The 21,665-nt window shown below is 56.5% G+C and carries 20 protein-coding genes; 11 read left to right on the top strand and 9 right to left on the bottom strand.

Going from position 1 to position 21,665, the window contains the following annotated elements:
- Positions 1 to 18 precede the first annotated feature (18 nt).
- From ACA046_RS11180 to ACA046_RS11170, 3 genes are all read right to left on the bottom strand, one after another.
- A complete protein-coding gene (locus ACA046_RS11180; RefSeq protein WP_497676491.1) occupies positions 19 to 240 on the bottom strand; it encodes a hypothetical protein in 222 nt (73 codons plus the stop codon).
- Positions 241 to 1,386: a carbohydrate porin gene (locus ACA046_RS11175; RefSeq protein WP_497676490.1), complete on the bottom strand. Its 1,146-nt coding sequence runs from the start codon at positions 1,384 to 1,386 to the stop codon at positions 241 to 243.
- 102 nt (positions 1,387 to 1,488) lie between these two features.
- Complete coding sequence (locus ACA046_RS11170; RefSeq protein WP_497677066.1) at positions 1,489 to 2,667, bottom strand: MFS transporter; 1,179 nt, start codon at positions 2,665 to 2,667, stop codon at positions 1,489 to 1,491.
- 777 nt (positions 2,668 to 3,444) lie between these two features.
- Between ACA046_RS11170 and ACA046_RS11165 the strand changes: the two genes are divergently transcribed.
- Positions 3,445 to 4,595, top strand: a protein-coding gene (locus ACA046_RS11165) for an IS3 family transposase (protein WP_497675450.1) whose coding sequence is annotated in 2 segments (ribosomal slippage) — positions 3,445 to 3,679 and positions 3,679 to 4,595 — 1,152 coding nt in all. Because the reading frame shifts where the segments join, the coding sequence is not laid out codon by codon here.
- A 15-nt stretch (positions 4,596 to 4,610) separates the two neighbouring features.
- Here the strand turns inward: ACA046_RS11165 and ACA046_RS11160 are convergent.
- Together ACA046_RS11160 and ACA046_RS11155 are read right to left on the bottom strand one after the other, a co-directional pair.
- Positions 4,611 to 7,430, bottom strand: coding sequence for an efflux RND transporter permease subunit (locus ACA046_RS11160; protein ID WP_497676489.1), 2,820 nt, complete (start codon positions 7,428 to 7,430; stop codon positions 4,611 to 4,613).
- A gap of 33 nt (positions 7,431 to 7,463) precedes the next feature.
- The gene (locus ACA046_RS11155) at positions 7,464 to 8,594 is read right to left on the bottom strand and encodes an efflux RND transporter periplasmic adaptor subunit (protein WP_497676488.1); all 1,131 of its coding nucleotides are present in this window, start codon (positions 8,592 to 8,594) and stop codon (positions 7,464 to 7,466) included.
- Between the two features lie 233 nt (positions 8,595 to 8,827).
- Here ACA046_RS11155 and ACA046_RS11150 point away from each other — a divergent pair, with 233 nt between their 5' ends.
- A complete protein-coding gene (locus ACA046_RS11150) occupies positions 8,828 to 9,604 on the top strand; it encodes an IclR family transcriptional regulator (protein WP_497676487.1) in 777 nt (258 codons plus the stop codon).
- Between the two features lie 297 nt (positions 9,605 to 9,901).
- On the opposite strand, the gene ACA046_RS11145 is transcribed toward ACA046_RS11150, so the two are convergent.
- Positions 9,902 to 10,606, bottom strand: coding sequence for a GntR family transcriptional regulator (locus ACA046_RS11145; protein ID WP_497676486.1), 705 nt, complete (start codon positions 10,604 to 10,606; stop codon positions 9,902 to 9,904).
- 174 nt (positions 10,607 to 10,780) lie between these two features.
- Between ACA046_RS11145 and ACA046_RS11140 the strand changes: the two genes are divergently transcribed.
- The 5 genes from ACA046_RS11140 (at position 10,781) to ACA046_RS11120 (ending at position 15,504) form a co-directional block, all read left to right on the top strand.
- Complete coding sequence (locus ACA046_RS11140; protein WP_497676485.1) at positions 10,781 to 11,614, top strand: fumarylacetoacetate hydrolase family protein; 834 nt, start codon at positions 10,781 to 10,783, stop codon at positions 11,612 to 11,614.
- A gap of 80 nt (positions 11,615 to 11,694) precedes the next feature.
- Positions 11,695 to 12,615 carry a VOC family protein gene (locus ACA046_RS11135; RefSeq protein ID WP_497676484.1) on the top strand — a complete coding sequence of 307 codons (921 nt, stop codon included), beginning with the start codon at positions 11,695 to 11,697 and terminating at the stop codon, positions 12,613 to 12,615.
- A gap of 118 nt (positions 12,616 to 12,733) precedes the next feature.
- Entirely contained in the window at positions 12,734 to 14,350 is a 1,617-nt protein-coding gene (gene mhpA / locus ACA046_RS11130; protein WP_497676483.1) for a bifunctional 3-(3-hydroxy-phenyl)propionate/3-hydroxycinnamic acid hydroxylase MhpA, read from the top strand.
- Positions 14,351 to 14,416: 66 nt separating this feature from the next.
- A complete protein-coding gene (locus ACA046_RS11125; protein WP_497676482.1) occupies positions 14,417 to 14,590 on the top strand; it encodes a hypothetical protein in 174 nt (57 codons plus the stop codon).
- Between the two features lie 140 nt (positions 14,591 to 14,730).
- Positions 14,731 to 15,504, top strand: coding sequence for an ABC transporter ATP-binding protein (locus tag ACA046_RS11120; protein WP_497676481.1), 774 nt, complete (start codon positions 14,731 to 14,733; stop codon positions 15,502 to 15,504).
- A gap of 4 nt (positions 15,505 to 15,508) precedes the next feature.
- Here ACA046_RS11120 and ACA046_RS11115 read toward each other — a convergent pair whose 3' ends face one another.
- A complete protein-coding gene (locus ACA046_RS11115; RefSeq protein ID WP_497676480.1) occupies positions 15,509 to 16,189 on the bottom strand; it encodes a TetR/AcrR family transcriptional regulator in 681 nt (226 codons plus the stop codon).
- A gap of 294 nt (positions 16,190 to 16,483) precedes the next feature.
- Between ACA046_RS11115 and ACA046_RS11110 the strand changes: the two genes are divergently transcribed.
- Both ACA046_RS11110 and ACA046_RS11105 read left to right on the top strand, forming a co-directional pair.
- Positions 16,484 to 17,299, top strand: a complete 816-nt coding sequence (locus tag ACA046_RS11110; RefSeq protein WP_497676479.1) for an alpha/beta fold hydrolase — start codon at positions 16,484 to 16,486, stop codon at positions 17,297 to 17,299.
- A 25-nt stretch (positions 17,300 to 17,324) separates the two neighbouring features.
- Positions 17,325 to 18,356: an amidohydrolase family protein gene (locus tag ACA046_RS11105; RefSeq protein WP_497676478.1), complete on the top strand. Its 1,032-nt coding sequence runs from the start codon at positions 17,325 to 17,327 to the stop codon at positions 18,354 to 18,356.
- A 19-nt stretch (positions 18,357 to 18,375) separates the two neighbouring features.
- Here ACA046_RS11105 and ACA046_RS11100 read toward each other — a convergent pair whose 3' ends face one another.
- Both ACA046_RS11100 and ACA046_RS11095 read right to left on the bottom strand, forming a co-directional pair.
- Positions 18,376 to 18,576, bottom strand: a complete 201-nt coding sequence (locus tag ACA046_RS11100) for a hypothetical protein (RefSeq protein ID WP_497676477.1) — start codon at positions 18,574 to 18,576, stop codon at positions 18,376 to 18,378.
- 2 nt (positions 18,577 to 18,578) lie between these two features.
- On the bottom strand, positions 18,579 to 19,493 hold the full coding sequence (locus ACA046_RS11095) for a LysR substrate-binding domain-containing protein (RefSeq protein ID WP_497676476.1): 915 nt from the start codon (positions 19,491 to 19,493) through the stop codon (positions 18,579 to 18,581).
- 112 nt (positions 19,494 to 19,605) lie between these two features.
- Between ACA046_RS11095 and ACA046_RS11090 the strand changes: the two genes are divergently transcribed.
- Positions 19,606 to 20,181: a nuclear transport factor 2 family protein gene (locus ACA046_RS11090; RefSeq protein ID WP_497676475.1), complete on the top strand. Its 576-nt coding sequence runs from the start codon at positions 19,606 to 19,608 to the stop codon at positions 20,179 to 20,181.
- A 116-nt stretch (positions 20,182 to 20,297) separates the two neighbouring features.
- Positions 20,298 to 21,632, top strand: a complete 1,335-nt coding sequence (locus ACA046_RS11085) for an MFS transporter (RefSeq protein WP_497676474.1) — start codon at positions 20,298 to 20,300, stop codon at positions 21,630 to 21,632.
- Positions 21,633 to 21,665 lie beyond the last annotated feature (33 nt).

Genomic DNA, 21,665 nt, shown 5'->3' with positions numbered 1-21,665 from the left:
TCTTTGGTCAATCGATGGTTAGAAAAACAGCGTGAAGCTGGCTTGCAAATTGAGGGCGTCTTTGACATCCGGACTGAACGCCGGATGCTCGGCATAACTCAGCCCTGCGCGAACATAGGTGCCGGCGCCAACGTGCATGTTGCAAGCGAGTGTTGTCGATTTCGAGTCGTCGGCATTGGACACATGGAACGAGTCGAATTTTTTGTTGGCGTCCAGGTTGCGATCTTCGGGCGCGGTCATTTAGGTAAACCAGGCATACAGGCCACGAGAGGCAATGGCGCTGTCGAATTGATAAAACTGAAAGTCGCCCAACACGTAGCCGGCGTAATTGTCATCACTGCGCTCGTTACTGAGGAACTGCGTGTACTCCGAGGTGTTGTGGATGTAACCGACACGCAACCACGCATACGGGGTCCCAGGCGCAGAGGCGCGCTTGTAACCAAGCTCATCGATGTACAGCGCATCGGCGTGATCGACATGCAGGTCGAGCTCGCCCAAATGGAGGTCGATTTCCGGCCTCATACCGTCTGGGCTGATACTGCGTTGAACGCCGAACTTGTTATGTAAATCTCCGTAATTCAACGTGACATTGGCTGCTGGGCTGGACACCGGCGTGTGGGTCAAACCCACTTGAAACGGGATGACTGCTTGCAAACCCTGAGTGCCACCTACTAACGTGCCGCCGGTAAGCGGGCCGTTAAACTCCAGATCGTTGGGCAGCACGCCAATTTTGAATTCGACGGTTTTGTCCCACAGGCTCTGGTAGTACGCGATGCGCGTGTAGCTGAATTTCGATGAAGGATTCACTTCATCCCAGCTGGAGTAATAGCTGCCAACGCCGAAAATGAACTGCCCATTGTCGAGACCGACCCGCTCCAGATCGTAGGTAAATCCGACCAGCAGGTTTGACGAGTACGTCGGGCGTTCACCGCTGTAGGCTTGCGGTTTGCGGCGGTCATGATCGAGGTAGTTGTTGGCAAAGGTGGTCATGTTCAACATGTTGAAACCGATGCTGTGATCAGCCAGATCACTGCGAAAGCCGCCCACGTCACCGAGGCTACTTTCCGACGGTGGCGGCAGCTCGGTCAGTTGGCCGTGTTCAACCAGTGCATCGATCTTCGCGAACTGCTTTTTACGTTCGATGATATGACCTAGTAGTTGGCTGTCGGGCAGGTTTTTTTTCGTAGCTGCCTGGTCAAGGCTTTTAGCCGGCTGCTTCAATTCCAGGGCGACCTGACCCCCGACGTTCTGCGGCGATGGGTTTGTTTCAGCGCGAGCATTCAGCGAGTGAGCCGCCCAGATCGCCAAAAGTGCCGCCAGCGTCATGCGTACAAATTCAGGCGTATGCTTACGGATTCGGCTCGTCCCGTTGAGATGGGGCCGCATACAATTTCCTTTTATTTTTATTTTCGGTAGTCATTAGCGTTACAGCCGGCCACGGCGCAGGCACGGCGCAGGCACGCACGGTGGCCGTATTGCTTGTTTTTGCTAGGTGGCTTCAGGCGCGATCACACGCTGTGGCTGATTCGGCGACTTGGCAGACAGACACAACAAGCCAAACGCCGCGACCGGGAGTATCGGAAACAGCATCAACCCTGTACGGTACGAGCCGCTTTTATCGAACACCATGCCCAACACGAACGGGCCGATAATGGCGCCCAGCAACGTCACCGAAAAGGCGCTGCCAAAGATCCGTGCATACGCCAATTTGCCAAAGCGGCGGGAAATCAGATAACCGAGGATGTCGATCTCGGCACCCTGGGTCGCGCCAATCAGGAAACTGGCAGCCAGTGCCCAGTGCAGCCCGTCCAGCAACATCAGAAAGCCAATCAACTGGCAGGTGAGGAAAAGCCCCGCCACGGTTCGGGTGTGCAGATGGTCGAGCAAGGCACCGCCAAACAGTCGCCCAAACAATGATCCGGCAGAACCCGCCGCAACAATGCCGGCGATCTGATTGGCGGACGCGCCCCAATCAGAGAGCATCGCCGGCAAGTGAACGCTGGCCCCCACGACGCCAAACAGCACGAGTGCAAAGGCCAGCGAATACAGCCAAAAATCACGGGTGGCCATGGCCTCTCGCAATGTCATGCCAATCACCTCAAGCTGGCTTTTTTCAGCGCGACGCTCGGCCTCCGGGATCGGCCCATTGTTGTCACGGACAAACACCGCGAGATTGACCAGACCAATCGCCAGCGCAGTCGCCCCAGCCACCAGAAACGCCTCGCGCCAGCCATTCAATGCAATGTTCTGCGAAATCAGATAGGAGAATGCGCCGGTGCCGACCGCAAGGCCCGAGGACGTGATCGCAAAGGCCAACCCCAGGTGTTTATCGAACCAACGTTGGGTCAAAAACAGGAAGGCCGGATAACTCGCCAGATTGCCGAACGCCACACTCAGCGCCGTGATTGCAACGAACGCGGGAAACGAGTGAATGAGCGACAGGCACATGTAGCTACCGCATCCCAACACCGTACCGACCAGCGCGACACGGCGCGCGCCAAAGCGGTCAATGAGTAAGCCAGCCAGTGGCATCACCAGCGCGTTGCAGATCGACGCGACAGAAATGATGATCGCAAAATCGGTACGCGACCAAGTGAACTCGGCGGTCACCGCTTTCATGAACAGGCCCAGCGGAATCAGCAGAATGGCCGGCGACGCGATGCTCATTCCGAGAAAACACCCAACAAGTACTGACCAACGTTTCATCTCTTGTGTCCTTATTATTGTAATGGCACACGCGCTGGAGCTTTAGGTCGACGACGTAACGGATCCGGCTTTTTCAGGAGCCTACGTCCAGTCGCGATTTATATCAACAGCAGTTGAGATAAATGGCAAGTGAAAGGATGGATGGAGTGCGGTGCAGGAAAAACAGCGGCGCCCGAGATAAGTTAATCGCCGGCGTTCGGGCAAAAAGTCGGGGGAGGGGGACGGTTCGGGGGGGCAAGTATCCGCTGCAGCGATGTTGGACGCACAGATGTCTGGATAGCATTGCTTAAAAGCGAGCTCCATAGAACGTGCAGGCGCTCATCTTGATATCTGCAGGACGATGATTGAGGTGTTCTTTGATGTGAATGGCAATCGCTGGTTGCAACCGAAACTGACGCGAACATTTGATTCACCTCGGCAGGCCTAGACTCGTCGATGGGTCTGTGACTGAAATCGGTGGGATGTACCTCGAAAATGGCGACCAGCCCAGAAAATCTTGAGCGCAGACACTTATAAAAAGGCCGCACCTGTGATGGGCAGCAACGCCCAGAAGCAGTCAACATTGGCTCTATTAAAGTAGCTCTCTGAACGCAATTCAAGGACGGCTTCATGGAACGATTCCATCTTCGCGGCATTGATGCAGACGGTTATATCCTCACCGTGTCCAACGTCGAGGTGAATCGCCCCGGGTTTCGTAGACACCTCCATGCCTTAAACTGAGGCCAATCAGGAGGTGCCATGAGCAACCCACGTTATCCCGAAGAATTCAAAATCCAAGCGGTCAATCAAGTGACCGAAAAGAAGCTGCCTGTCGCTGATGTGGCGGCGCGTCTTGGCGTGTCGACGCATAGCCTCTATGCCTGGATAAAGCGCTACAGCAAACCTCAGGCAGAACGGCAGCAAGACGACGATCAGCACGCTGAACTGCGTCGTCTGCGAGCGGAACTCAAGCGGGTCACTGAAGAGCGAGACATCTTAAAAAAGGCCGCCGCGTACTTTGCCAAGGAGTGCGGCTGAAGTACGCCTTTATCAAGCAGCGCGCGGGCGACTATTCCATTCGACGGCTTTGCCTGACGCTGAAAGTCCATCCCAGTGGTTATTACGCTTGGTTGTCTGAGCCGCAATCTGCACGCGCTAAAGACGACCAGCGATTGCTGGGTTTGATCAAGCACTCGTGGCTGGAGAGCGGCGGAGTTTATGGCTATCGCAAAATCCATGACGACCTGCGCGAGGTCGGTGAAGCTTGTGGTCGGCATCGTGTGGCGAGGCTGATGCGTCTTGAAGGTCTGCGCTCTCAGACAGGGTATCGACGCCGTCCTGGCAAATACGGCGGTAAGCCAGCGGTCGCCTCACCCAATTTACTGGAGCGCCAGTTCGATGTCGTAGAACCTAACAAAATTTGGGTCACCGACATCACCTACATTCGTACGTATGAAGGTTGGTTGTATTTGGCGGTGGTGCTGGATCTGTTTTCTCGTCAGGTCATTGGCTGGTCAATGAAGGCGCAGATGACCAGTGATTTGGCCATTGATGCGTTATTGATGGCGGTTTGGAGGCGAAAACCGAAACAAGAGGTGATGGTTCATTCCGACCAGGGCAGCCAGTACAGCAGCTCCGATTGGCGCAGTTTTTTGAAGGCAAACAATTTGGTTGCCAGCATGAGCCGCCGAGGCAATTGTCATGACAACGCCGTGGCCGAGAGCTTTTTCCAGCTTCTGAAACGGGAACGGATCAAGCGAAAAATCTACACCACGCGGGAAGATGCTCGCAGTGATGTGTTTGATTACATCGAAATGTTCTACAACGCAAAACGCCGCCATGGTTTCAACAATCAGCTGTCACCGGTAGAGTTTGAAAAACGTTACGCAATGAGCTTGCAAGGTGTCTAGAGAATCCGGGGCGATTCACGCGTTTTTCGCCGACAGTCCCACCGTCGTCAACAGCCCGACCTGGAAAAACACGTCGTTAGATAGCCCTCGCATCAACGTTGCCACGACTGCGCCGATCACACCGAGCGGCACTACCATGATCACAGACACCGGCACTGACCAACTCTCATAGAGCGCGGCCAGGCAGAGAAACACGATCAGCACGGAAATGGCGTACAACGCCGGTGCCTGAGAGCCAGATAGCCGCTCTTCATAAGAGATACCGGTAAACTGCATACCGATGCCCTCAGGCAACTGCTCGACGATCCGCTCCACGGCTTGCATGGCGTCACCGGAGCTATAACCGCTGGCCGGTTCACCCATGATTTCCACGGCTGGAATGCCGTTGTAACGCTCAAGCTTGGGTGAACCATGGGTCCAGTAGCCACTGGCAAACGTCGAGAACTTCACCATCTCGCCACGGGCATTGCGCACGTACCACTTATCGAAATCTTCCGGAGAGATCCTCGAATCGATTTCACCTTGCACATAGACCTTTTTGACTCGACCGCGATCAATGAAGTCGTTCACATAAGAAGCCCCCCACGCCGTACTCATGGTGTTGTTGATGTCGCTGATACTGACCTGCAGGGCTCGGGCCTTCTCGTTGTCGACCACCACCTGATACTGCGGCTCATCGTTCAAACCGTTGGGACGCACGTTCATCAGGGCTGGATCCTGAGCCGCCAGTTGCAGGAACTGGTTGCGCGCCGCCATCAGCTTTTCATGGCCCATACCCGTACGATCCTGCAAGAACATGTCGAAGCCTTTGGCGTTACCCATCTCCAGAATGGCCGGTGGCACGATAGCGATTGCCGTACCGTCCTTGATCTGCGAAATCCGCGCTTGCAAGCGCTTGGTGAAGGCAAAAATGGAGGTGTCACTGCCTTCACGCTCCTCCCATGGTTTAAGACCGATGAACAACATGCCGGAGTTCTGGCCGCGCCCCGCGAAATTAAAGCCGTTGACCGTGTAGGCCGACTCCAGCACGTCCTTTTCCTGCTCCATCAGGTAGCTGCGGATCTCATCGAGCACCACTTGAGTCCTGCCAGCACTGCTGTTGGGCGGCATCTGCACCTGAACGACCATGGTGCCTTGGTCCTCATCTGGCAAGAACGCGGTCGGAATCTGTGGAAATAACCAGACCATGGCGCCGACGATTAACACGTAAATCGCCAGGAACAGGCCTTTGCGCCTGGCAATCGTCGCCACACTGTTTTTGTACTTATCTGCACCCCGATCAAAGGTCCGGTTGAACCAGCCGAAAAAGCCCTTTTTGTGGTGATGATCAGGATCGATGGGTTTGAGAATGGTCGCGCACAGCGCCGGGGTGAAAATCAGCGCCACTAACACCGACAGGGCCATGGCCGAAACGATGGTCACCGAAAACTGCCGATAGATAATGCCCGTCGCCCCGCCGAAAAACGCCATAGGCACGAACACCGCACTGAGCACCAGGGCAATACCCACCAATGCGCCCTGGATTTGCGCTATGGATTTGCGCGTGGCCTCCTTGGGCGACGAGCCGTCCTCGGACATTACCCGCTCGACGTTTTCCACCACAACGATGGCGTCATCCACCAGCAGACCGATCGCCAGCACCATTCCGAACATGGTCAGCGTATTGATGGTGAAGCCGAAGGCCGAGAGGATGCCGAATGTTCCCAGCAGCACCACCGGCACCGCCAGCGTCGGGATCAGCGTGGCGCGGATGTTCTGCATGAACAGGTACATCACCAGGAACACCAGCAGGATGCCTTCGAACAGGGTTTTCACCACCTCATGAATCGAGGCGCCCACCACAGGTGAAGTGTCGTAAGGGAACACCACTTTCAGGCCTTTGGGGAAATACGGCTCCAGTTCCGCCACGGTTTCGCGCACGCCTTTCACCGTGTCCAACAGGTTGGCGCCGGTGGCCAGGCGCAACGCCAGGGCCGCTGCCGGCTTGCCGTTGTAAGTGCCGGAAATCGAGAAGTTCTCGGAACCAAGACCGACTTCGGCGACATCCTTGACCCGTACCTGTGAACCATCCGGATTGACCTTGAGCAAGATCTCACTGAATTCTTCAGCGGTTTTCATTCGGGATGTGCCGAGGATCGTCGCGTTCAACTGCACGCCTTTGTGGGTCGGCAGACCACCCAGGGAGCCCGAGGAAATTTGTACGTTTTCCGCTTGCACGGCGTCGATCACGTCCTGGGACGTCAACTGGAAGCTGTTGAGTTTCTGCGGGTCGACCCAGATACGCATGGCGTACTGGGCCCCCAGCATCAGGAAGTCGCCGACCCCTTTAGAGCGAGTAATCGGATCTTTCATGTTCGACACGATGTAGTTGCCAATGTCGAAGTCATCCATGGAGCCGTCTTCGGAATACAAACCGACGATCAGCATGAAGTTGATCTGATATTTGGCTACCCGCAGCCCTTGCTTCTGCACTTCCTGCGGCAGCAGTGGCGTGGCCAGTTGCAACTTGTTCTGCACTTGGACCTGGGCAATGTCGGCGTTGGTCCCCTGGTCGAACGTCACGATGATGTTGGTGCTGCCATCGCTGTTACTCTCCGAAGAGATGTAACGCAGGCCGTCGAGGTTGTTGAGTTGCTGCTCGATGACCTGCACCACCGTGTCTTGCACAGTCTGCGCCGAAGCCCCCGGGTAGGTCACGGTGATGATCACGGCCGGGGCCGCAATGTTCGGGTACTGGTTGACCGGCAATTTAAGAATCGCCAGTGCACCGGCGAGCATGATCACGATAGCGATCACCCAGGCGAAAATTGGCCGGTTGATAAAGAAGTTAGCCATGAAGGTTTACCTTGAACATGTGCAGCGCAAGCGCTATTCGGAAGCGCTGACCACAGCGGGGTTAGCATCGAGGTTTTTCGCCGGCACCGGATTCAGGAGCAGGCCCGGCTTGGCCAGTTGCACGCCTTCGGTAATGACCCTGTCACCAGCCTTCAGGCCAGACTCAATCAACCATTTGTTGCCCATGGTGCGCAGGGTCTTGACCTCACGCAGTTGCGCCTTGTTGTCAGGGCCGACCACCAACGCGGTGGCCTGACCTTTCAGATCGCGGGTAATGCCTTGTTGCGGCACCAGGATCGCCTGTTGGCGAACGCCCTCGGTGAGACGAGCGTGAACGAACATGCCCGGCAGCAATACGTCATCCGGGTTGGGAAATGCTGCGCGCAACGTCACCGCGCCGGTGCTTGGGTCAACCGTCACTTCAGAGAACTTCAAGGCTCCCGGCAGTTCATAAGGCGAACCATCTTCAAGTGTCAGCCTGACCTGGACCTGATTCGGCTCGGCCATGGTCAGTTGACCCGACGCCATTTCGCGCCGCAGCTTGAGCATGTCGGCGGACGCTTGCGTAACGTCGACGTAAATCGGATCGAGTTGATTGATTGACGCCAGCGCGCCGGCCTGGCCGTTGGTTACCAACGCACCTTCAGTGATGTTCGAACGGCTGATCCGTCCACTGATCGGCGCCAGCACCCGGGTGTACTCAAGGTTGATCCGCGCCATTTTCAGCTCCGCCTGGGCCTGTTTGAAATTGGCGTCGGCGTCATCGTACTGCTGACGACTGATAGCCTTGCTCTCGACCAGACGCTTGTAGCGCTGCGCCAGACTGCGCGTGGTGTCGAGGCTCGCCTGGGCCTTTTCGACTGCTGCTTGATAGCTCGCTGGATCGATTTGATAGAGCGGCTGCCCTTTGCTGACCTGTGCACCTTCGTTGAAAAAACGCTTCTGAATAATCCCGCTGACCTGCGGTCGGACTTCGGCAACGCGATAGGCACTGGTGCGCCCTGGGAGATCATTGCTCAGCACAATATTTTCGTTCTGGAGGGTCACGACCCCGACGTCTGGTGCCTTGTGGACCTTGAGGTTCTGCGGCTCTTGGCAACCCGCCAGTATCAACGCGGCCAGCGGCAGCGCGCAGCCAAGGCGCGAAGTGGGTGTGAAGTTCATTTGCTGCTCCTGTGAAAACGCTTCCAAGCCGTTGCCTTGCAACAGGCAGACAGCGGATTGGCCATCGAGAGTTAACTGGCCATTCAGCAGTGACCCGTATAACGATTCGATGTATCGTAATGCGATCCATGTCGGTGGTGCAAGTAACCATATTGCGGTACAGCGTGCCCTGACCTGTAAACTGCTGCCTTATTTCAGCCCATACCCTAGAAATCCCGGTGGCGAGGAAGGACATGAGTAATTCAAAAGAAAAAATAGAGAACGACGAAAGTCGCAGTGGCGGAATTCAGGTCATCGCCCGTGCCTGCTCAGTGATGCGCGTGCTGGGCAGCCATCCGGGCGGTTTAAGCCTTGGGGCGATTGCCCAGGAAGTAGGGCTGGCTCGCTCTACAGTGCAGCGGATTGTTGCCGCCCTCGAGACTGAGGCTATGGTTGAGCCGATTCGACCCGGTACCGGTTTTCGCCTGGGGCCGGCGTTGGCTCAACTGATACATCAAACCCACACCGACATCATCTCGATCGCTCGCAAGTCGCTTGAGGAGCTGTCACAGGAGCTCAATGAGAGCGTCACGCTTTCATGCATCAGCGGACAGCAAACCAACGTAATTGCACGGGTCATTGCTGAGCACGAATTGCGCGTGGTGTTCCCCATGGGCCGCTCAATGCCGATGCATGCGACCGCTGATGGCAAGGTCTTGCTGTCAACACTGAGTGACGAACAGATTCTGGACGTGCTGGGTGAATCACCGGAAAAACTCACTAAGGCAACCCAAAGCGTCAAATCCCTGCTCAACGAGATGGTGCAGATACGTGCCAGTGGCTTCGCTATCGACCAGGAGGAACACACCATCGGTATCAGTGCTTGCAGCATTCTGATTCCGACCTTCATGGGGCCCCATGCCGTCGCAGTGGTTGCGCCCACTTCACGCTTTCAGATGCGCGCGGAGGAATTTCGCCATGCACTACAAGCCTGCAAAGCCTCAATTTCCAGGCTGGCGGGCGAATATTGATGAGAAACCAAGATGGCCAGAAAACGTAAAGAGGACGTTGCGATCACCCACGGCCTGCTGCTTGACGCTGCTGGGATGGTCTCAGTCGCCGCGGTTATGCCCAAACGCAGCACTTAGTTTGTAGTTCAGGGAACTGTGGATGGCAGGGCTTGCCGCAGCATTCCCCTGATTGCAACGTCGGTCAACGCGTTGCTGACGGGGGTCAATCTACGGGTGGCTGCTCAACCTGACGGACACCGACCTCAAATATGTACCCAGTGCTGTAGAGAAGTTGATTCAACCCTTGGTCGAGCACTATCAGACCTGAGCCAGCGAAGCGTGCCTGAGCACCGAATCGGTGGTGGTTTGATAGTGGCTAGCGAGCAATTGACAGGCTCTGTCGATGTCCTTGGCCAGCGCTGCCTCCATTAACTGCCGGTGTTCGTCAGACACATCCCGCCCATGACTCTCGGGATAGTGCATCGAGAGAAAACGATAACGCGCAGTCTGGTCGCGCAGGGATGTGCAAAGGCGTAGCAGCGTCGGGGAATTACAGCTTGAAATCAGTGCCTGATGGAACACTTCGTGTGCGTTTTCCCATTCGGGCTTGAGGAGTCGCTCCGGGCCTTCGACAATGGTCAGACGACCCAGCCGGTGGTGGGCGGCCAGCACACGGCTCTCCCATTCGACATCGCCCTGACGAATGGAATCGGCCAGCACTTTGCATTCAATATGCAAACGCGCGGCAGTGATGTCAGCGATTTCTGCTGCCGAGATCCGACCGACACTGAAACCCTTCTGATCCGCTGCCGAGACGAAACCGCTACTGGCTAGGCGCGACAAGGCTTCGCGCAGCGGAATTACGCCAACGTCGTAAGCCTCGGCCAGATCCTTAAGGCGCAGGCGACTGCCCGGGACCAATTGGCCATTGATGATGTCCTGGCGAATCCTGGCTTCGAGTTGCGAGGCCATCGTGCGCTTTTCGGGCTCCGCGGATTGCCAGTTAATCTGTGGGGAATTCACGCTCGACTCCTTTTTAGGCTGTCTGCATGGATCATACACGGGCTTAAAAATTTCTCATATTTTATAAAATATATATTTTTTTATTGACGGTATATTTTATAAGCCCTAGCTTGATGGCTACGCGGTCGGCTGCCCAATCCACCGGCCCTTTCCACTCCAACAAGAGAAACCGTCATGCGCTACGTTCGATTCCTCAATCAAGGTCAACCTGTTCTAGGTGTCGTCACTGCCGATGGCGTACGCGTATTAGGAACCGAAACGCTTGAGTCGTTGTTGGCGCGAGGTGTCGATCTGACCACTCATGCCCAAGGTGCCGATGGCGCTATCGTCGAAATCGCCGAAGACGCTTACCTGCCATTGATGGAGCGTCCAACCAAAATCGTTTGCGTCGGCCTGAACTACGCCGACCACACCAAAGAGTCACCTTACGCTCAACCGACCTACCCCACCCTGTTCCCTCGCTGGAACTCCAGCCTGACAGCCCATAACAAACCGCTGATCCGTCCGCGCATCTCCGACACCCTCGACTACGAAGGTGAAATGGCTGTAGTTCTCAAAAGCGGCGGCCGCCATATCCGCAAGGAAGACGCACTCGATCACGTCGCCGGTTATGCGCTGTTCAACGAAGGTTCGGTACGCGATTACCAGTTCATCTCACCGCAGTGGACCGTCGGTAAAAACTTCGATGACACGGGTGCATTCGGGCCGGTTTTAGTGACCGCAGATGAGTTGCCTGCGGGTGGCAAAGGCTTGTTGCTGGAAACGCGTGTCAACGGCAAAGTCGTACAGTCTGCCAATACCAACGACATGCTGTTCGATGTAGCCACCATCATTTCTACGCTGAGTGAAGCGGTTACTCTCGAAGCTGGCGACGTGATTGTCAGTGGCACCCCGGCTGGCGTTGGTTTTGGCATGAATCCCAAGGTTTATCTGAAAGCAGGCGATGTGGTCGAAGTATCGATCGAGGGCATTGGCAAACTGGTCAACCCTGTCGTCGACGAAGTCTGATCATAGACACAGCTGCACACTTGGCGCGGGGCCGACCATGCCCTGCGCCCCACTACAAAAATAATTAAATGGAGGCAATCATGAGCGTGTCCCATGGTGTGCATTCAATCGATCATTACGCGTTGAACGTCCCTTCACTGGACGAAGCCTGCCAGTTCTTCGAAAGCTTTGGCCTCGACGTTCTCCGTGAACAGAACCAGCTTTTCCTGCGAGCAGCTGACGGCCATGTCTGGGCGAAAATTTTCCCTGCAGCCTCAAAGGCCCTCGCCTATCTGAGCTTCAACTGCTACGAGCAGGATTACGCTGCCTTGCGCCAGCAGATTAAAACCGCGGGAGGGCTTTTCGAAGATCGTCCCGAAGCCGGAATCTGGTTTCGCGACCCGGATGGCAACCTGTTGCAGGTGAAGGTCGGCGAAAAGACCATGCCAGACCAAAAGTCCGACCACCACAGCAGCATCACCCCGTCCAACAGCCGCGGAGCGACGACACGAGACGCCATGGCGCAGGTCCGCCCTCGTCGCTTGTCCCATGTCCTGTTGTTTACCCCCGATGTACTTCGCGCGCTGCACTTTTACCAACAAGCCCTGGGTTTGAAGCTCTCCGACAAGTCGATGGACATTATCGCCTTCAGTCATGCCGCCCACGGTTGCGACCATCATCTGGTGGCGTTCGCCAAGAGCAGCGCCAAGGGCTGGCACCACGCTGCGTGGGAAGTCGACAGCATTGATGAAGTCGGCGCGGGCGCTTCGCAGATGGCGGCGGCGGGACACGTGAAAGGCTGGGGCACGGGCCGTCATTGCCTGGGTTCCAACTACTTTCATTACGTGCAGGATCCGTGGGGTTCGTTCTGCGAGTACTCGGCAGACATGGACTACATCTGCGAAGGCAGCGAATGGCCTGCCGGCGATTATGCCCCGGAAAACTCACTGTACCTCTGGGGCCCGGAAGTGCCGGACAACTTCATTTTCAACACTGAAGCGGATACCCCGGCGCCTGCCTGAGTCGTCTGCCGCTTATTGGCAAAAAAACTGGAATTCCTGAATTGCGCGAGCCTCCCTGATTCGCACAACAGGCCCGGCCATGTCCGGAAATCATTGTGAAGTACCCGAGGCACAGATCATGAACCAGCACACTACAGTCGATGTCGCGATTGCCGGTTACGGCCCCGTGGGCCAGACCCTTGCCATTCTATTGGGCCAAATGGGTTATTCAGTCGCCGTATTCGAACGCTGGCCCGCGCTTTATCCACTGCCGCGCGCCGTGTTTTACGATCATGAAATCCGCCGCATTTTCCTTTCCATGGGGTTGGGAGAAGAGCTGGAAAAAATCTCCCAGCCGTCGGCACGCTACCAGTGGTTCAATGCCGACTGGAAAGTGTTGGTCGAAATCGACTGGTCGGCCGAATCCATCAGCGACGGACCGTTCGGCTACCTGTTCAACCAGCCATCGCTGGAAGCCGCGCTGGACCGCAAGGCCAAGAGCATCGGCAAGGTGCAGGTCCATCAGGGCTGGGAAGCAACTGCGCTCAAGCAGGACGCCGATGGCTGCGACATGGTGCTCAATCGAGTGATTCGCCAAGACGGCAAATTCTCACTGGGCGAAGAGCAGCAAAGCGTCCGCGCTCGTTACGCGATCGGTGCCGACGGCGCTAACAGCTTCGTGCGCCAGTCGCTGGGCATTGAATGGCAGGATTTGGGCTTCCAGGAAGACTGGCTGGTGGTCGACTTGCAACCCAAGCCCGGTGTGCAACTGGATGTGCCGGACATCGGCCAATGGTGCAACCCTGAACGACCAACCACCATGGTCCCTGGCGGCCCCGGTTATCGCCGCTGGGAGTTCATGCGCCTGGCCCATGAAACCATCGAAGACTTGCAAGACACCGACAAGGTCTGGTCGTTGCTGGCGCGCTGGGTGACGCCGGACACCGCTGACCTGGTGCGCCACGCGGTCTATCAGTTCCGTTCACGCATTGCCTCGAACTGGCACAGCGGCCGGGTGCTGCTGGCCGGCGACGCGGCCCACGTGATGCCGCCGTTCATGGGCCAAGGCATGTGCTCGGGCATTCGCGACGCATGGAATCTGTCCTGGCGCTTGGACCTGCTGCTGCGCGGCCTGGCCGACAACGTCCTGCTGGACAGCTACACACTGGAACGCAAACCGCAGATCCGTGCGGTGATCGAAGCCTCGATGGCCATGGGCAAAGTGGTGTGCGTGTCAGACCCGGTGAAAGCCGCCGAGCGTGACGCTGCGTATTTGAGCGGCAATGTCGCACCATTGCCGCCTTTCCCCGGTTTGACCGATGGGCTTTTACAGGAAGGTGGACAATTGCGCGGCATTCTCGGGGTACACGGCTCGATTGAAATCGGCGGTAAGGTCGGACGTTACGATGATGTCATTGGCCGTGGTTTCCACCTGCTCGTCCGAGGTGACCAGGATCCTCTGGCATCGCTCACGCCTGAACAGCAGAGCTTCATCCATGACTACGATCTGAAAGTCGTTCGACTCGCGGAAACGGCTGACAGCAGCAAAGGCATCTATCGCGACGTCTCTGGCAAATACTTGCGTTTCATGGCCGAGGCCGGACTCATAGCTCTTATCGTGCGCCCCGACTACTACTGCTATGGCGGCGTTGCAGAGCTGTCAGCGTTACCCAAATTGCTCAACTCCCTGCGAGAGCAATTGCAACAAAGCAGCCAACCCCACGCCGTTACGGGTGGAAAGGCCCGCCACGCCTGACAGGATTTTCCGGTGGCATGGACGCCCCTCTCTCTAAAACTCTGACAAAAAAACAAGAGATAGATATTGATCAACATCAAGGTGAAAACGCTTGGTGCGGTTCTGGCCGCGTTCTCAAGGCTCAACACGCACGCAGCCGAGCCCCCTGAAACGAGTGAAGGCACACTATTTCGAAACCTGTTTGGAGACACACAGGAAAAGGATTACGGGATTCAGGTCAACCGCTGGATTTGTATCTGAAGCATTATTACCAGGCCGCTGAAAACGAACAGCAGATGACCAGCGAAGAACTGTCGTTCCTGGCCACGGGACTGCGCAAACACATCAACAGGTTTCGCCGCTAGCTCAGGTGCTCAGCATTCTTTGCGCGAGGTTTATACATGATCGAATTCCACCAAGTCACCGCGTACCAGCAACAGACACGAGTGCTCAATCGATTGTCGTTGAAGATTGAGCAGCACGAGCGCGTGGCAATCCTGGGCCCCAACGGCGCGGGTAAAAGCACTCTGCTGAAACTGATCAACAGGGAACTCTATCCCGTCGCTCAGGACGGCAGCTACCTGAAGCTGTTCGGCAGCGAGACTCTGAACCTATGGCAACTGCGCAACAGGATCGGCTTCGTGTCCCAGGACCTACAGGAGGACTATACGCCCTACACCCGCGCACTGGACGTTGTGGTTTCAGGCTTTTTCGGTGCCATTGGCAGTCATGAACACCTGCAACCGACCGAGCTCCAGCTCGAGCAGGCACGTGTAATGATGGCTAGCCTCGGGATTTCGCAAGATGAATCCTGCATGTTCCAGCGTCTTTCCACCGGGCAGAAAAGGCGCCTGTTGCTGGCCCGAGCACTGGTGCATCAGCCCCAGGCGCTGATCTTCGATGAGCCGGCCAACGGCCTCGACATGGGCGCGAGCCTGGCCATGTTAACGCTGCTGCGAAGTTTTTGCGGTGAGGGTCGGTCGTTGCTCATCACCACCCACCACGTTGACGAGATCATTCCGGAAATCGAGCGCGTGGTGTTGATCAAGCAGGGGCGGATTGTGGCCGACGGTCCCAAAACCGAACTATTGACCAGCGCACACCTTTCGAACCTCTACCAGACCCCGTTGCACATCAGCGAGAAAAACGGCTGGTATCGCTGCTGGCACGATTGAGGATTCAGTCTGCCTGAGCTCGTGCTTGCAGGTAGGCCCGGGAAAACGCCACGGCCTCATACGCCGGCATGTTCTCCACGCCGAACCCGCGCAGCACCATCAGGATGACGGCGTCGATGTAAGCCTGCGGGTCGTCGACCTTATGTTGGTTCATGCTCCGCACCCCTTCCAGGGTCGCGCCAATCAAAGCGTCTACACCGGCCTGCATCGACGGCAGGTCAAGTAGCCCTGCGTCGCGACCCGCCTGCAGGTCGGCCAATACGTACTTCAGCAGGATCGATTGGTCCTGCACCAGATCCGCCCGGATGAAAAACGCCGCCCAACGACGGTCAGTGTGTGCGCGAAGCAAAAACAGACGCATCGCCGTGCTGATACGTTCCACAGGGTGGGTCAGCACGTCGTACACGGGCAGAATGTGCAACGTCATGCCATCGGTGGCTTCTTGGCCTATGGCAGCCACAGCCTCCTCCAGCGAAGCAAAGTGCTTGTAGAACGCGCCCCGGGAAATGTTCGCCACCCGCGCGACGTCTTCGATGGTGACGGAAACCTTGGAAGGGTCCTCCAGCAAATCCATGGTCGCCGACAATATCCGCGCGCGCATCGCATCGCGCTTGCGCTGAGCGGTCACGCTCCGGTGATCCAGCGATATGCCCAGGTCATTGATCTGTTTTGCCATAGTTTCCATCTGCGTTATGCCTTTTCGCATCCAATCGCGTCTGCGATGAACTAAATTTATATCTTTGATAAAAAATATATTTCTATTAGTATCGATTTCGTCATCCTGACGACTTTGTCACTATTCTGTCAGAAGCTCATCCAGTAATCCCAATAACAGAAAAAGCCATGAACTCCATCCTCCCCAACGCCACTGTCGACGCACACGTAAATAGTAGCGATTTTTCAGCGACGAAATCGGCCGGGGGGATGCTTCGGCTGGCTGGCAGCCTGACTCTTTGATCACCCTAACCAGGAGTAATGCATGAGCATATCGAAAGTCGTACACAGTGAAGACGCTGATCTTGCCTACGATGTCGAAGGCTCTGGCCCTATTCTTTTGCTGGTGGCCGGCGGCAATGGCGACAGCGAACTGTTTGCGCCGCTATCAAAACAGCTCGCTGACCGCTACACGGTGGTGAAATACGACCGTCGCGCCGATGGGCGAAGCACAGGTGATCACCTGGGTGAAATGGATATGGCCCAGGCCGGGCGCGACGCGGCAGCGGTGCTGAACGCGGTGGGGCTTGGACCAGCCTATGTGTTTGGTAGCAGTGCCGGCGCCAACATCGCACTCAAGCTGACCGAAGACCATCCCCAACTTGTGCGTGGGTTGGTAGACCACGAACCGCCTATCACCAACTTTTTGCCCGAACCCGGGGCAGGCGAATGGCGTACGTTCTTCGACAAGGTTTATGACACCTACATTGCCGAGGGCAGCGGACCTGCGATGAAACTGTTTGCTTCGTCGTTTGTGGGTTTCGGTCCCAGCACGGCCGCGCCCGGCGACCAGGCGGGTACAACCCATGATCGGTTTTTGGCGCACGAGTTTCGCCACATCAATAACTTCGTTCCCGACCTTCAGGCGCTACGCAACAATGGCGTCCCCATGGTAACCGCGGTAGGTCTGGACAGTGGTGATGCCTTCTACGCTCAAACGGCGCGCGAACTGGCCAGACAGCTGCCCTGCCGCTGCGTGGAAATCGTGGGCAACCATTTGGGATACCGTGTCCATCCGCAGGCGTTTGCAGATCAGTTGCACCAGATCATTCAAGAACTTTCCGCTCGCGCGCCTGTTTAAGGCGCCCACTATCAGGAACGCACACATGAAGATCATCTGTATCGAGGAACACACCACCGACCCCGCAATCGCCAAAGCCAGCCATTCAGCTCAAACGATTGAAGCAGGCTACATGGCTGACTGGATGACGGGCGTGGTTGACAAGCCGAACGACTTTGAAGACAACAGGCCACATCTGCAAGCCGCCAAGACGTCGATGACGCTGGCCGCGGACCTCGGTGCCGCACGGTTGGCGGAGATGGATAAAAACGGCATCGACATGCAGGTCGTGTCGTACAGCAATGCGCCGCAGCTCATCGAGGGCCCGCAAGCCATCGAGCTTACGCGAGCCGCCAACGACCGGCTCGCCGAGGCAGTTCGGGCAAATCCAAATCGTTTCGGCGGCTTCGCCATTTTACCTTGGCAGGACCCGGAGGCCGCTGCGCTTGAGCTTGAGCGTGCGGTCACTCAACTGGGCATGGTCGGCACGTTGCTGACCGGCCGTCCAGGGCAAACTTTTCTTGATGACCCGCGCTACGAACCCGTCCTGAAGATGCTCAATCAACTCGAAGTGCCCCTCTATGCACATCCGGGATTTGTCCTTCCCCAAGTGCAGCAGCCCTACTACGGTGGGTTGAAAAAGGAAGTCAGCGCACGTCTGTCGCTCTTCGGCTGGGGCTGGCACCACGAGGCTGGCATCCAGGTTATTCGCATGATCCTGGCAGGCGTGTTCGACAGATTCCCCAAGCTGCAGGTGATCAGCGGCCATTGGGGCGAGATGGTGCCTTTCTATCTACAGCGCATGGATGACACGATACCTCAGGAGGCTACGGGGTTGTCGCGCATCATTTCGCAAACCTACAAAGAGCATGTGTATGTGACGCCAAGCGGCATGCTCAACTTGCCGCACTTTGAATTCATCCACAAAGTGATGGGCGCCGATCGCATCATTTATGCCGTCGACTACCCCTATCTCACCAATACCGGGGCACGTGAGTTTTTGCAGAGTCTTCCGATCAGCCAGGCTGACCGCGAGAAGATTGCTCATGGAAACGCAGAAGCACTCTTCCGACTTTGAGTCGATTGACAACACTGGATCAATGCTCGTTGAACGCGCTTGCGTTCAACTGCCCTTGAAAAATACTCACTGACGCCAGCGCCTGCGTAAAAACCAGCATCCCGATCATGTACAGATAAACAGCAGCATCCCATGTCCGCCAGGAATTCAAGCGTCGAGAATGACCTGGTCGCTGCGACGGCGGCCATGTCGGCGACGGAAAAGCGTCGACCGTGGACATGGTCACCGGTTCCCGTTTCTATGGGTCGCAGTGGCCATTCCTCCTAGGCGTGCAACCTTCAGGAACGCGTTCGCCGTACCCGCAGTTTCATTCACGCGGCTGATGAGCAACAGGTCGGCTTGCGGTTCGACGTCATCGAATGTTCGATAGATCAAGCCTGGAATCATGACTTGTATCAAAGGCGCGGGCACCAATGCTACGCCCATTCCCGCAGCCACCAACGCCAGCACACTCAAGGTGCTAGTGGTGCGCTGAACCTTGGGCTCACGCCCCAACGCCTTACGAAGCGCAGCAAGCATATGTTCATCCGCGCCGTGGGCGGCATAGACGATCAACGACTCGGCCCCCAGCATCGGCACGTGCAAAGGCTGCTGATTCGCCAACGGATGGTCCTCGGGCATCGCAACGACCAAGGGCCACGTTCCAATCAACTCAAACAGCAGTGCGTTGTCCAGGGCCTGTCCGCCATGACTCGGGGCATAACCCAAATCAAGCTGCCCGTTCTGAATGGCTTCGACCTGCAGGTGCGGCGCCAACTCGCGGAGGACGACTTCCGCGTCAGGGTACGCGGTACGAAATGCGCGAACGTCCGACATTAACCTTCCACTAAATACGGCATTGCCTGCAAAGCCAATCCGAACTGTGCCCATTTCCCCGCGCAGAGAGCGCTGCACTACTTGTTGGGCGTGCGCCGCCTGGTCGAGGGTGCGTTGCGCTTCGGCACGCAATAGGACACCAGCCTCTGTAAGCTCTACGCGACGGCTTGTACGCAAGAACAGTGGCCCGCCGAGCTCGTCCTCAAGAGAGCGGATTTGCATGCTCAGAGCGGACTGGACAATGTTTAAGCGCTGGGCTGCACGTCCAAAATGGCCTTCCTCGGCAACGGCTAAAAAATAACGTAAATGCCGCAGATCCATGCAGTACACCTCATCAGATTTAATGATCGATTGTTCATATCAATCTATTTGAAGTTATCTGTCCAGGGGACGATGCTGACTTCGACATTCCGTCATCTGCCAAGGACACCTCATGCAGTCTTACCTGGAAGACCGTTTTCAAATAACCGACCTGATCACCGGCTGGATTCATCGCGACTTGGGCCAATGGGATGAATTGGCCAAGCTCGCTCATCCTGATGGGATCATTGAAATCACTTGGTTTGAAGGGCCCTTCGCCGAGTTTGTCGAAGGCTCCAAGCGCATGAGCAAGTCAGACTTGCGCACCAAACACCTGATCGGCACACCGGTAGTTACTTTCAAAGGCGATAAAGCCATTGTGGAAACCAATGCGGTGATCGTTGCCGACAACATCAAGCTGGGTCTGGGGTGCAGCGTGCACAACCGCTTTTATGACCTGGCCGAAAAACGCGAAGGTCAGTGGAAGCTGGTCAAGCGCCAAAGCATCTATGACATGGGTAGCTTCACTTTTCCACAGGGCCTGGTCGAGATTGATCGTGACATCGTTACGCGTTATCCGCGTGAATACGCACCGCTGGCCTATCTTTTGGATAAGAGCGGCTTTCCATTGAATCGTCTATTTGCCACCCGTGGCAGCGAGCTTGAACAAGGCATGCGTGCCGAGGCTTGCGCATGGCTCGCTGACTGAGATTTCACCATCGCCAACCTTTACAACCGGGATCTTATCCTCACCGTTTACTTGTTCTGACATTGCAAACCGAACACTGCTATTACCGAAAATAATTACAACAGAGGTATTCGCTTGTGAACAATCAACTCGACATCTGCACGATCGTCGATAGAAGCCGTTTGGGCGTCTTTCAGCTACTTGTGCTCGTTCAATGCTTCCTGTGTATGGTCGTCGATGGCTTCGATATCCAAGCCATGGCCTATACCGCGCCCAGCCTCATCGCAGACTGGGGCATTCCCAAAGCCAGCCTGGGTCCGGTGTTCAGCATCAGTATGCTCGGCATGTTGATCGGATCGCTTGCGCTGGGCTCGGTGGCTGACCGAGTGGGTCGACGGCCAGTGCTGGTCGCGGCCTCGCTGGTCATGGCGGTTTTGATGTTTTTCACCGCCCACGCGACGACAGTGGATAGCCTTATGACGCTGCGGTTTTTCACTGGTATCGCAATGGGTGCCATTGTGCCGAACGTCGCCACTCTGGTAACGGAATTTGCACCACGGCACAACCGTGTAATGCTGTTGACGCTGGTGTCATCGGGCATGGTATTCGGTGGCCTGGTCGGCGGCGCTATAGCGGCCGCGCTGATTCCACAGTATGGCTGGCAAGCGGTGTTCTACATGGGTGCCATCGCACCACTCTGCTTGGGTGTGCTGATGTTTTTCGCCCTACCCGAATCACTGCAATGGTGCGTACTGCGTGCACGCCAGCTTGACCGTGTCAGGACCATCCTCAAACGCATCGAGCCTAGCCTGCAGATCGACCCACAGACTGTCCTGGTGATCGGTGAACCGCGCAAGAAAGGCCTGTCGTTCTCTCTGTTGTTCACCGATGGTCGGCTGCCGGGCACGCTGTTGTTGTGGCTGATCAACTTTATGAACATGCTCTGCGTTTACTTTCTAGCCTCATGGACGCCGGTACTGATGAGCGGCGCAGGCCATACCCCGTCGCAAGCGGTGCTTGCCGGTACATCTATGTGGGTGGGCGGCTTGGCGGGCGGCTGGTTGCTGGGCTGGTTTGTCGACCGTCGTGGTTTCGGCGTCGTGCTGGTGCCCACGTTTATCGTGTCTGTCATCGCCATCCTTTTGTTCAGTCATTTCTACGCTTCGATCAATCTTGCTTACCTGACAATCGCTGTCGCAGGCTTTGGCATCCTCGGCGGTCAGGCGGCGTTGAACGCCATGACCGCCACTTTTTATCCGACCGCGTTGCGCGCCACCGGTACTGGCTGGACGCTTGGTATCGGTCGCCTGGGCGGCATCTGTGGACCTTTCATCGGAGCCACATTGCTGCACTTACAGTGGTCAACGAGTGATCTGCTGGTGTCAGCCGCCATTCCCGCTGGCATCGCGGCGCTGGGAATCCTCAGCTTCTGGCGCTTGAACCGTGTAGTGGGAATACCCGCCACCAACTGACGGTCGCAACTAGCGGCTAGTGGATGGCCGCCT

It is taken from the genome of Pseudomonas sp. LBUM1641, from assembly GCF_059716235.1.
Note: the sequence above shows the minus strand (reverse complement) of the source record. Positions and strands in the feature narration are given on the sequence as shown.

Excerpts from the sequence above, each read along its gene's own strand:
- ACA046_RS11090 (WP_497676475.1), top strand. The coding sequence starts at position 19,606 with ATGCAGTCTTACCTGGAAGACCGTTTTCAAATAACCGACCTGATCACC.
- ACA046_RS11150 (WP_497676487.1), top strand. The coding sequence starts at position 8,828 with ATGAGTAATTCAAAAGAAAAAATAGAGAACGACGAAAGTCGCAGTGGC.
- ACA046_RS11175 (WP_497676490.1), bottom strand. The coding sequence starts at position 1,386 with ATGCGGCCCCATCTCAACGGGACGAGCCGAATCCGTAAGCATACGCCT.
- ACA046_RS11160 (WP_497676489.1), bottom strand. The coding sequence starts at position 7,430 with ATGGCTAACTTCTTTATCAACCGGCCAATTTTCGCCTGGGTGATCGCT.
- ACA046_RS11120 (WP_497676481.1), top strand. The coding sequence starts at position 14,731 with ATGATCGAATTCCACCAAGTCACCGCGTACCAGCAACAGACACGAGTG.
- ACA046_RS11115 (WP_497676480.1), bottom strand. The coding sequence starts at position 16,189 with ATGGAAACTATGGCAAAACAGATCAATGACCTGGGCATATCGCTGGAT.
- mhpA (WP_497676483.1), top strand. The coding sequence starts at position 12,734 with ATGAACCAGCACACTACAGTCGATGTCGCGATTGCCGGTTACGGCCCC.
- ACA046_RS11180 (WP_497676491.1), bottom strand. The coding sequence starts at position 240 with ATGACCGCGCCCGAAGATCGCAACCTGGACGCCAACAAAAAATTCGAC.
- ACA046_RS11095 (WP_497676476.1), bottom strand. The coding sequence starts at position 19,493 with ATGGATCTGCGGCATTTACGTTATTTTTTAGCCGTTGCCGAGGAAGGC.
- ACA046_RS11100 (WP_497676477.1), bottom strand. The coding sequence starts at position 18,576 with ATGTCCACGGTCGACGCTTTTCCGTCGCCGACATGGCCGCCGTCGCAG.
- ACA046_RS11105 (WP_497676478.1), top strand. The coding sequence starts at position 17,325 with ATGAAGATCATCTGTATCGAGGAACACACCACCGACCCCGCAATCGCC.
- ACA046_RS11155 (WP_497676488.1), bottom strand. The coding sequence starts at position 8,594 with ATGAACTTCACACCCACTTCGCGCCTTGGCTGCGCGCTGCCGCTGGCC.
- ACA046_RS11140 (WP_497676485.1), top strand. The coding sequence starts at position 10,781 with ATGCGCTACGTTCGATTCCTCAATCAAGGTCAACCTGTTCTAGGTGTC.
- ACA046_RS11170 (WP_497677066.1), bottom strand. The coding sequence starts at position 2,667 with ATGAGCATCGCGTCGCCGGCCATTCTGCTGATTCCGCTGGGCCTGTTC.
- ACA046_RS11135 (WP_497676484.1), top strand. The coding sequence starts at position 11,695 with ATGAGCGTGTCCCATGGTGTGCATTCAATCGATCATTACGCGTTGAAC.
- ACA046_RS11110 (WP_497676479.1), top strand. The coding sequence starts at position 16,484 with ATGAGCATATCGAAAGTCGTACACAGTGAAGACGCTGATCTTGCCTAC.